This is a genomic window from Aeromonas sp. Y293-4 (assembly GCF_027705905.1).
GTDB classification, from domain to species: domain Bacteria; phylum Pseudomonadota; class Gammaproteobacteria; order Enterobacterales; family Aeromonadaceae; genus Aeromonas; species Aeromonas veronii.
The window spans coordinates 1642-11548 of sequence record NZ_JAPDCI010000034.1; the positions used below are offsets into that span (position 1 = coordinate 1642).

A 9907-nucleotide genomic window follows, 5' to 3' on the forward strand; every position below is an offset into this window, starting at 1 on the left:
GCTACCGGTCTAGCTGGTGGGTGTCGTGGTCAGACATAGGCCCGATGTCTGTACCGGGCCGCACTTGGCCGCCGGGCTGAGCAGTCCAACGTCAGTGCCTCACCGAAAGTCTATCAGTGGACAGATGCGCTCATTTTATCTATAGTAGGACTATAGTAAGCTGGAAAGGAATCGAATATGAACCCCGAGATCAACAGCGCCACCAGCAAGAGCGCCGATGCCACCGCGATAAAGGCGGCCTTCACCATACTTGACCGCTGGGGCGCGAGCGCCGAACAGCAGCAAAGCATTCTCCAACTGGCGAAGGCCACCTATTACAAACACCGCTCAGGTGGCGAGCCGAAGTTAACTGGTGATCAACTTACACGGATCAGCTACCTGCTAAACATCCACGCCAGTTTACGTACAGTGTTTGAGAACCCGACTAATGTGTACGGATTCATGGCGATGCCCAACAACAATGCCTACTTCAACGGAGCTGCGCCACTCACCCTCATAGGTTCAGGTGCCTTCGGTACACTGTATGAAGTAGCCAAGCGGATTGACGCACTGCGCGGTGGGATGTGGGGATGACCAATATGAATGTCCCGATGAAGGCGGTGGCGAACCAACAGGGATACCGCCTCATCAATTCCAAGTACCCGCCGATCCACCTCTTTGATGATGTAGCCACCGCTGATGAGTTTGAAACGCTCTACGCATTGCAGGCCCTCACAAATCCTCGCCTACAGAACGAGCTGGGCAACTTGAATTTGGTGCCACCAGCAGAACGCCCATTTGGGATCTGCGGTTGTTCATACGCCCTGGCCCCGTTCACCCATGTTAATCCCGATGGCAGCCGGTTCAGTGACGGGCAACAGGGAATGCTCTACATTGCCGACAGCGTGGATACTGCCATCAAGGAGGTGTCCCATCATCAACAACACTACTGGCAGAACGTAGAAGGGCTCTCATATGACCGCCTTGTGATGCGCAGCCTGCATTGTGAGTTTGATGCAGATCCAATGGCAGATGCCAGCATTCTCCCGATCAGCGACCCCATCTACGATAGCGACAGTTATGTGGCTGCCCGAGCGTTCGCAGAAACCCTTCGCAAGTTGAATGCAGTTGGACTTGAGTATCATTCTGTGCGAAATCCGGGATCCATCTGTTGGGGGCTGTTCACCCCACGCACAGTTAAGAGCATCAAACAGGCTGCACACTTCGAGATGATTTGGGATGGCCAGAAGATAAGCGCCGTATACCAAATATCAGCTCATTGAAAAGTGGTTGTGCCTGAACAATAGAGCCTGATTTTCCCGCGACAACACATTGAGATGCCCATCGACAGACGCAGATGACCAACGCGTGTGTCGATAGCCGTCTAAGCCTGCCACCAGCGTAACGTACCCACCACCAGCCCTACAGCGGCACCCACCCTTCATGGTAACCCGGCCACCGGTCGGGTTAATCAAGCGTCAGTGTCTCACAGCGACAACAACCATCGCCACCCCCGTCTTCCGGGCTTGGCCACCGGGTTTGCCTGGAACGGGAGTCTGCCGGTTGAGCTGGTGGTTGTCGCGCTGGGACGTTGGCCTGATGTCGGTACCGGGATAGCCTGGCCGTCGTGCCGGGCTGGCCACCGGGTTTGCCTGGGACGGGAGTCTGCCGGTCGAGCCAGTGGGTGTCGTGCTGGGACGTTGGCCTGATGTCGGTACCCGAGCCGCGTTGCCGCCGGGGCGGTGCCGGGCTGGCCACCGAGTTTGCCTGGAACGGGAGTCTGCCGGTTGAGCTGGTGGCTGTCGCAGTGGGACATTAACCCGATGTCGGTACCGGGATGGTCTGGCCGTCGTGCCGGGCTGGCCACCGGATTGCCCGCATTAGTCAGGTGGTAAAGATGCCACAGGAGGCGCAGCAAAAGCGATTTGGTGGCGTTAGGCGCATTTAAGATGGGATGGTGGGATGGTGGGATGGTGTGTGATGATGAGCGGCACAACAGGGCGCTCTATCAGAAACAACGTAAGCGATTTGCGGTCGATCATCGCTACCACACCCCCACCATAACAACTGCTTTTCTTTTCCCTTCGTAGGCTTAATCAAAATCGGCGGATCTGGGTTTGATACGCGTTGTGGCCGCACCGGAGTCGTTCCTGGGCCCCTCGCGGTGCCGAGCCCCTACGCATAACAAAAACATCGGCTATGGGAAGTATATTTCCCAGAATCCCCCATCACTCAATCCCCTGCTCAAAGCAAATGGCTGTATATACCCCGAAAAGTTAGACCACAGTGAGTCCCGTTATTGCTATCACCCCTAAAATCCCCTCTTGACCACACCTGAAATATATTTCACCATTCTTCGACTTGGCAGGAGTAATACCCTGCCTCATTCATGCATTCAAAGGGGTACCGATATGTCGACTCAAATTGAACTGGGGCGCCTGGAGCTCGTAATCCAAGAGAAGGCAAAGACAGCCTATCAGATGCATCAAGACGATCAGTTGACTGCTGCCGAAGCTGCCTTCCAAATCGTCGCGGTACGTGAGGTTCTGTCTGTACTTGCCCCGAGTAGCGCATTGCTAGATGAACTGCGCCAAATGGAATCGAAGCTGGTTAACTTGGGTTGAAGGTTGAATGCCATGGTCATACGTGAGCTTAGTCCTATCCCGCCAGATGACTTCAAGGCGATCTTAGACGAAAAGGGCTGGTCACCGTCTCTACTTGCCCGGCGCTGGGGACTATCGGAACGCAGGGTAAGACAGATCATCGCGGATCCCGATAGACCGAGATACCTCAATGACGCTTTAGGTAACCTCCCCCTCATCATCAAGACATAACGGCCACTTTGGTCTGGCGGCCTGCATGTCGCGGCCAGACTGTATCCCCTCCCCCTCTTCTACCTGACTGAACACATGGGCCAAAAGCGGCCCTTGTCGGCTTTGCCACACCTCGCCACCAGCTTACCCAAATCAAATAAATTTCACATTTTGATTTACGACTATCCCATGGGGATATAAGATAACGTTATTAACTCAGTCGGAGATACCGCCGTGGAACAACTCATCATACTGGATACCAATGGTCGTGGCTGTGGCTACCTCTACCGCCACCTTGCCGATGGCAAGACCCTGAGCCTGGGGTCTATCTATCCACCAGCCTACGACGGCCAGAAATACGTTGTCCTCTATCGAGGTCTCTTCTCTGAGTGTGACTCTCGCCAGCAATCAATGGCCTGGGCCGAGCAGATGGAACAAGAACGCGAGCAGCGCGGTATCGCTCCACACCTCTTCAATTACATCCCGAGCGAACAGCCAGGAAGCGACGCTGAGGCTATCGAGCTGTTCAACACCATCGGGCGGGAAGAGGTTATGGGGCGGTTCCAATCCCTCAATGACAAGGCTGATGACTTGTACGATATGGTGGTCTCTCGTCGACCTGGGATGGCCAGTTACTTCACGCCTATATGCCTCCTGAACGCGAGTGAGCAAGCTGAGTACCGGCAATTGGATTTGGCTATCCGCCTTTGCGTGAACCAGCAGGCCGAGGCTGCGCAACGCATTCAAGCGCGGATCGCTTCCGGACACCGTGGCTTGCGAGCAGGGGGAAAGGAGGAATGATGAGGAAAGACGTAAGTATCCCCGCGCTGGCTGGTATGGGGTTCAAGGGTGATCATATCCCCAGCGTGGGTTGCTCCCCGAACGTTCACAAGACATTCGAGGGTTTCCACATAAGCTATCGCGCTGACGATGGTGGCTATGGTGGCCCAACTACAGCAATTGTCCTGAGTGGAAGGGTGTTCTTCGTATTGAATGGGGCCCACTGTAAGGAGCTCAACGAGCTCGCATGCACAGATGGGATAGACGGCTGCATAGGCTATTTCATTGCAAACCTGGGCCAAGCGAATAAACACAGTGAGCACCGGATGGCCACCCGCGTTGCATTTGACCGATTCAACCTCTTTGAAACCACACTTCAAATGATCGGTCAGGAAAACTTGTCCAGCCTGACAAAGGCAATCGAGATCCAGTCAAACTGATGACTCCCCCCCCTCTGACTGAGGGGGGCTTCACTGTCATTGTCCAACCACGACATTACGGGGTTTCCCGGCCCCGCCCCTCCCCTAGCCTTTAAGTCCGTTACGACCTTGACCGACTCATCAGACGTTCTTCAAGTTGGAGAGGGACATAGATAAGGGCAAGCGATAGTGCCGCAAACACCACGCCCTGCAACCAGCTTTGCCACAGTAGATAAGCCCACCCCTGTAGCCAGTATGTTAGACCATCAAGCTCAAACCAACGGGTGATCAGGTACCAGCTCAAGTAGCCAGCGCCAATTGCTAGGAGCACACCCCAGAGAGCTCGGAGCGATAGCCCGCTTTCGGCCCCGCGATAGTCGGCCAGGCTCGGTGATGAGTGCAGCCCAATGGAGAAAACCAGTAGGGTAATGGCAATGTCGCGCACGTTCCTGGTACCGGCCAAGAAGTCCCACACTGAGTTAATGGATATGGGGTTGCCAATGTCGTGTCGCCCGGTCAAAGAGAGCAGGCCGGAGATCATCAGGGGGCACAACAAAGCAGGCGCGAACGACGAAACCACTACGCCGATGTGTTGGAGCGGTGATCGGGTGTCATATCGGTAATGCACATAACCAAGGGTGATCCGGTTACGGCTACCTGGGTGAGGCGCAAACCAACCGATTTTGTCGATCTTGTGTCCGAACAAGACATTGATGATGGCGTGCGAGAGCTCGTGTGCAATGACGCCTGGCACACTCAGGGCCATGAAGACCCGCTGACCTAATGTTCGTTGAATCTGACCCTGAGTTGTTTCCTGTAGGAACGTGAGTACGGGGATGCCTAACATGAGCCCGAGCGTGACTGCTATCGGATAGATGGGTTGGAGGTCTGTGAGCACGTTTGATACCGATGTGATCAGGCTGCCGTCTGCTTTCTGGCTTGATCCAGCCGTTCTTTCGCTAGTTGGAGCTCGACGCCATTAATCCGCTGCTTCACCCCTCTGGACGTATCGTAACGAGGCGCTGTAACTTTTTGCCCCATTACCTCCCCCGTCATGATCCAGTGCAACAACTGATTTGTAGAGAGACCGAGCATTAGGCCGACCTCTTTAAGTGAGTAGTTCATGCGGATCTGCATATCGACCACTTCCCTGTTGAAGGTGCCAGCCTGCATCTGTTCAAAGGCCTGTTGTGCAAGTAGCTGGGCTGAGTCGCCGAATCGGGATTCCGAGTAGGTCACTTTCTGCTTCTGGTGCCGTGCAGACCAAATTTCACCGCTTTTTGTAACTCCCATATCCCCTTCCCTCTCGATCACGTTGAAGTTGCGAACGTCACGATTGTCTCGGCATTACGCATAAGGTTCAAGGTTCTGTACGCCAACCGCCGGGCGTGCCGGGCTGGCCACCGGGCGCCTGGAACTGGAGCCTGCCGGTTGGGCTGGTGGCTGTCGTGGTGTGACATCGAGGCCTGCGTGCCGCCGGGCGCCTAGAAGACCAAGCCGCCGGGGCTGGCCACCGGGGTGCGCCTGGCCGCCGGTGCCGGGGCTGGCCGCCGGGCGCCTGGAGCTGGAGTCTGCCGGTTGAGCTGGTGGCTGTCGTGGTGGGACATTTTCCGGATGTCGGTACCGGGCTTGCCTGGCCGACGGGCCAGGCTGGCCACCGAGTTTGCCTGGAACGGGAGCTACCGGTCTAGCTGGTGGGTGTCGGGGTTGGACTTTGGCTAATGTCGGAACCTGAGCCGCGTTGCCGCCGGGCCGGTGCCGGGGCTGGCCGCCGGGCGCCTGGAGCTGGAGTCTGCCGGTTGAGCTGGTGGCTGTCGCGGTGGGACATTGAGGCCAAGGGTACCCGGAGATTACCTGGCGTTAGTTATGGCCACCGGGCGGGCAACAGTGATTGTAAAAACGAGAGCTAAATGTCCCCTTGGAGCCCCACTTATCTCTCCGGTGAGCGAAGTAATTCATAGAGTTAGCTCGCACCCTACATCCACCCTCCCATCCCCTAACAAAAGGTGGGCTCAGAGAATATACAGTGTATGACGCATGAGGTGTGACAGGTGATGCGTGAGGAGTGACGTATGATGTATGACGTATGATATATGACGAGTGACATATGAGATATGAGATGTGAGATATGAGATGTGAGATATGAGATGTGAGATATGAGATATGAGATATGAGATGTGAGATGAGAGATGAGAGATGTGAAGAGTGACATATGAGGAATGACATATGAGGAATGATGTGTGATGTGTGATGTGTGATGTGTGAGAGATGGAGTGATCCGTAAGCTCCGATGTCAGTAGGTTACAGGGTGGTTCCCCTCCATTGGGAACCCAAACAAACATGCAAGTGAATGGATGTCGGTACGAACAGTGAGGTGTGAGGTGTGAGGTGTGAGGTGTGAGGGATGAAGTGAGAGATGTGAGATATGAGGTGTGATTTCAATCGCTCGCAAACGGCGTAAAGCGATGAGATCCCAGGCAGGGAGGGCTGGTTTTTCTACTTTTGCGAACAATGAATGACTTCTTGATGAGTCGTATTAACTAAATAACGATAAACATTGGCAATGTTTGGATTATTTCGTAGTTATTCTGGTTGCAACATGAGTCTCAAAAAGCCACATGGCGCCCACGTTGCAACCGATAAAAGCCCCCATGCACCCATAGATACTGCAAGATAAGTAATTACGACTCCATAGAGTGTTCATAGAGAGTCATTTTGACTCCGGCGGCACTATAGTGAAGATAGCAATTTTGCCATTTCCCTTTCTGGATCATAGGGTTGATTGGATGATGATGAGGGAGGTGCGTCTTTATGTATCTTGAAGTTCTTTTCACGCAATACACCGCCGAAATCTTGTTGCCGCCGGTCAAGTGCTCTCTCAATGTCGATAAGGGTCAGGGTTAAGGCTCGTCCACTCAGCGAGTTTTTGGCTTTTGATACGGCTCCGTTATACATAACGGTCAGTGTGTCGTCACAATGCGAACGCCGGAACAGGTGGTAATAGTGCTCGACCGAATGAATGTCCTTATTGTTCTCGGGGGTTGTCATAAACGGGCTCCTGATAGAAAAGCGGAAGTAATGTTGATCGAGTCCCTGCGATTATCAATGGACCAAAAACGCAGAAAAGCAGTCGGTAAAGACATCAAGCCACAAGGTAGCCATTTCGGGTGCGGTTAGCGCAGATGAGAGACAAAATTCAGGTGCATTCATCAGACCAAGGCACTCATAAGCAATCACGCCGCCGAACGCACCAAAACCGCCGTAGGCGCATTCCTTGGTGGGAGGTAACCCGCTTGGGTGGATCAAATAGTAAGGGCGGCATATGCGGCTACGAGAAACCAAAATGATAAGGGGTGTACCCGCCCATTAGGCGGGTACAGTCCGGCGGATTATAACCAGGATGTGCTCTGGGATTGTGCTACTGGTACAAGCGAGCAGATCGTCTAGCGAGACTTTAACGTGCCGTTTGTAGGCCCAAGAATCACCCGGCCCTGACTCAACCCATGCTATCGCTTGAGAGAGCGTGTGAAATTGGCGTAAGCCTGAAAATCCAAGGCTATGGCCAACAGATACGCCCCTGAACAAGTGGTGATACCCAGCCGGAATGGAACGCGCCAGTCTAAGGAATGAGGGTTCAAACCTGTCTATCGGTTTGCGCTTCAACCGACCGCGCTCATCAAACAGATTAATTGGCATCTTCATAGAAATAGCCTTGGTAAATGCACGCTTTAGACCCTGGAAGGCTTTCGTAGACGGCATCTGCTTGGAACGAGAATTTCAGCGGCAAATACTGCGGGTAGAGACTCGATAGCTTGATGCGCTCACACAAGCCTGACTCAACGGCATCATTGGCAGACATGCCATTGAACTCTTTTGCCGGGACACTGTAGATCTGAGGCAGCTGTATAATCCCAGGTAGGGCAGGGCAGGGGTGGAAGACTTGGAAAAGCTGACCATCAGTAACGCGACGAAGCACATAGCCAGTATCAAGGTTGATCCCTAAAAACACGAGCTCATCTTCGGACAGGTCGGGCGAAAGCCCCAGCAGTGGTGCATTGATAGAGCCGAGCCATTTATAGCAATTGACACCCCCGAACTGACCGTAACCCTGATAAGCAGGCTCAAGAATGCTTGGAAGGCCGTTAGGTTGCAGCATGTAAACAGGCCTGCTCCGACCCGATTCAAAACAGGGGATCGATTCATTGGTGTCTGCGGTAACAAAGCTGAAAAATCCCATGAAAAGTCCTTGCGCGAGTGGGTTAGTTAATCTGAACATCAAATTCATATATGCATTTTGATTATCCCCACAGGATAATTCAAGGCATTTTTCACATTAAAGGAATCATCTAACATGAATGTTCAAAATTAACTGCAATGAAGCTCACCGGGTTGGATGGTCCAGGTTATTCAGGTACGATCTTTATCAATGTCTAAGCAGGACAATGAGTTACAAGCTTTTACGCTTTGCCTGGTAGCTCGAAAGATTGCCGTCCATACAATTGGCGATAAAGATTGCCGTCCATACAATTGGCGATATAGAGGAGTAGATATGTGGTCGAAGGTTTGGGTCTTGGGGGTGTGGTTTTGGATTGGGATTATGGCTACGGATTTGGGGATGCGTTGGCAAGCCGTGAGCCACGTTACGCCCAACGTGACGGCCACGCTGAACGATAACAGGCAGGTAACGGGTGAATTGCGATATAGATGGGACCGCACACGCACAATAACGACAGAACAGGGAAAGATTCATCAGATTGACGACTTCAAGATGCTGGAAATCCCTGTAAGCCCAACCGAGAGGGGCTTACCCTGGAGAGCCTTCTTGCCGCTCGTAGCATGGATTTCCATGTCGGCCCTATTCGTTATGCGTTTTGCTGCCCGCACGCAGGCCGCCAACCGGAGATAAAAAAAGACCGCATGATGCGGTCTTTTTATCTGGTCACAGGTACCGATAGAAAACCCAACTCAAAAAATCGCGTTTCCGGATTAGATCCTGATTCACAACCTCCTGTTGAATCACCTGTCGATGAGCCAGAACACGCGAAACGAGTTCTTCTTGCGGCATATCTGCGTTCTCACGCATGTACTGTGCAATCAGAATCATCTCGGATTCTTCCATCGTTGGCGCTCGCGACCGGTTGATTGGTGCAAGCAACATCGGCCAAGACACGGACACTAACGCACACAGACTCATCTGGAGGAAATGCGTCATGTCTACATACCCCTCACCAGTCCATTCAAGTCCGTACAAGTACAGCCACGAAATAGCAATGAGAAGTTGGCCTGTGACCAGTAGCGGATAGATCCGCCGGAGCCAGTTGAGAGTGTCACCGTAGTGTTCGCTGACCATCTCATGATACAGAGATTTAACATCGCCTAGTGTGTATAGCGACAGAGATGGCAACTCCGTACAATCTCCTATTTTTTCTTTGTTTTTATTCATCACCCGACTTTCCAATCAATGAAAGAGCCGCTTCAAATACTCATTTGTATCACATGATATAAGCAACCGAATGAGGTTAACACAAATCCGGAATGCACAATGCCCTTTCAATCAAGTTCATCCCAAAAATCAGGACAGCTTGACGACGAAATGAGGACTCAACCTCCCTATTGATTTACCTACCAATAATTCATCATGATTAGCCGATTAGGCTAATAGTAGGCATTTCCTGATTGTCGGCGGCGTATTCTAGGTTAAAACAGCATCTAGTGGAAGCGCTTGAGAAGCATCTTTGTAACATCCTGGATGTGCAACATCGAGTTGCAAGGCGAGTGCCGTTTCGGTGCTAGTCGGGGAGGGGCACTGAGGCCTGTGGGTACCGGCGTTCACCTGGCACTAAATAGCTGATCCTAATTCCGCTCCAGTTGCATCAGCCCATGTCCGTTGCCAGGGAACGGCGCGGCATTATCCAG

At 52.8% G+C, this 9907-nt stretch carries 11 protein-coding genes; 6 read left to right on the plus strand and 5 right to left on the minus strand.

The genetic code is table 11. The features are described 5' to 3' along the window. The first annotated feature begins 177 nt into the window (after positions 1–177). The 6 genes from OKC31_RS20850 (at position 178) to OKC31_RS20875 (ending at position 4012) form a co-directional block, all read left to right on the plus strand. A complete protein-coding gene (locus OKC31_RS20850) occupies positions 178–573 on the plus strand; it encodes an MbcA/ParS/Xre antitoxin family protein (RefSeq protein ID WP_270657611.1) in 396 nt (131 codons plus the stop codon). After that, positions 570–1262: an RES family NAD+ phosphorylase gene (locus OKC31_RS20855; protein ID WP_270657612.1), complete on the plus strand. Its 693-nt coding sequence runs from the start codon at positions 570–572 to the stop codon at positions 1260–1262. Before OKC31_RS20850 ends, OKC31_RS20855 begins: the two co-directional genes overlap by 4 nt. A 401-nt stretch (positions 1263–1663) precedes the next feature. Further along, positions 1664–1798 carry a hypothetical protein gene (locus tag OKC31_RS20860; RefSeq protein ID WP_270657613.1) on the plus strand — a complete coding sequence of 45 codons (135 nt, stop codon included), beginning with the start codon at positions 1664–1666 and terminating at the stop codon, positions 1796–1798. Between the two features lie 592 nt (positions 1799–2390). Further along, positions 2391–2603 carry a hypothetical protein gene (locus tag OKC31_RS20865; RefSeq protein WP_270657614.1) on the plus strand — a complete coding sequence of 71 codons (213 nt, stop codon included), beginning with the start codon at positions 2391–2393 and terminating at the stop codon, positions 2601–2603. Between the two features lie 423 nt (positions 2604–3026). Further along, entirely contained in the window at positions 3027–3593 is a 567-nt protein-coding gene (locus OKC31_RS20870; protein WP_270657615.1) for a hypothetical protein, read from the plus strand. Continuing rightward, a complete protein-coding gene (locus OKC31_RS20875; protein WP_270657616.1) occupies positions 3590–4012 on the plus strand; it encodes a hypothetical protein in 423 nt (140 codons plus the stop codon). The genes OKC31_RS20870 and OKC31_RS20875 overlap by 4 nt, the downstream gene beginning before the upstream one ends. 100 nt (positions 4013–4112) lie before the next feature. Here the strand turns inward: OKC31_RS20875 and OKC31_RS20880 are convergent, their stop codons facing one another. The 5 genes from OKC31_RS20880 to OKC31_RS20900 form a co-directional block, all read right to left on the minus strand. Further along, positions 4113–4757, minus strand: a complete 645-nt coding sequence (locus OKC31_RS20880) for a hypothetical protein (RefSeq protein WP_270657618.1) — start codon at positions 4755–4757, stop codon at positions 4113–4115. Between the two features lie 149 nt (positions 4758–4906). Next, positions 4907–5284 (minus strand): hypothetical protein, encoded by a 378-nt coding sequence (locus OKC31_RS20885; RefSeq protein WP_270657620.1) that lies wholly within the window; start codon positions 5282–5284, stop codon positions 4907–4909. Positions 5285–6721: 1437 nt separating this feature from the next. After that, entirely contained in the window at positions 6722–7039 is a 318-nt protein-coding gene (locus OKC31_RS20890; RefSeq protein ID WP_270657622.1) for a hypothetical protein, read from the minus strand. A gap of 637 nt (positions 7040–7676) precedes the next feature. Then, positions 7677–8228: a hypothetical protein gene (locus OKC31_RS20895; RefSeq protein ID WP_270657624.1), complete on the minus strand. Its 552-nt coding sequence runs from the start codon at positions 8226–8228 to the stop codon at positions 7677–7679. A gap of 702 nt (positions 8229–8930) precedes the next feature. Continuing rightward, the gene (locus tag OKC31_RS20900) at positions 8931–9434 is read right to left on the minus strand and encodes a hypothetical protein (RefSeq protein WP_270657626.1); all 504 of its coding nucleotides are present in this window, start codon (positions 9432–9434) and stop codon (positions 8931–8933) included. Positions 9435–9907 lie beyond the last annotated feature (473 nt).

What these genes read in the sequence shown, in the direction of transcription:
- OKC31_RS20865 (WP_270657614.1), top strand. Translation starts at nt 2,391, where the DNA reads ATGTCGACTCAAATTGAACTGGGGCGCCTGGAGCTCGTAATCCAAGAG.
- OKC31_RS20875 (WP_270657616.1), top strand. Translation starts at nt 3,590, where the DNA reads ATGATGAGGAAAGACGTAAGTATCCCCGCGCTGGCTGGTATGGGGTTC.
- OKC31_RS20880 (WP_270657618.1), bottom strand. Translation starts at nt 4,757, where the DNA reads ATGGCCCTGAGTGTGCCAGGCGTCATTGCACACGAGCTCTCGCACGCC.
- OKC31_RS20855 (WP_270657612.1), top strand. Translation starts at nt 570, where the DNA reads ATGACCAATATGAATGTCCCGATGAAGGCGGTGGCGAACCAACAGGGA.
- OKC31_RS20900 (WP_270657626.1), bottom strand. Translation starts at nt 9,434, where the DNA reads ATGAATAAAAACAAAGAAAAAATAGGAGATTGTACGGAGTTGCCATCT.
- OKC31_RS20895 (WP_270657624.1), bottom strand. Translation starts at nt 8,228, where the DNA reads ATGGGATTTTTCAGCTTTGTTACCGCAGACACCAATGAATCGATCCCC.
- OKC31_RS20890 (WP_270657622.1), bottom strand. Translation starts at nt 7,039, where the DNA reads ATGACAACCCCCGAGAACAATAAGGACATTCATTCGGTCGAGCACTAT.
- OKC31_RS20885 (WP_270657620.1), bottom strand. Translation starts at nt 5,284, where the DNA reads ATGGGAGTTACAAAAAGCGGTGAAATTTGGTCTGCACGGCACCAGAAG.
- OKC31_RS20850 (WP_270657611.1), top strand. Translation starts at nt 178, where the DNA reads ATGAACCCCGAGATCAACAGCGCCACCAGCAAGAGCGCCGATGCCACC.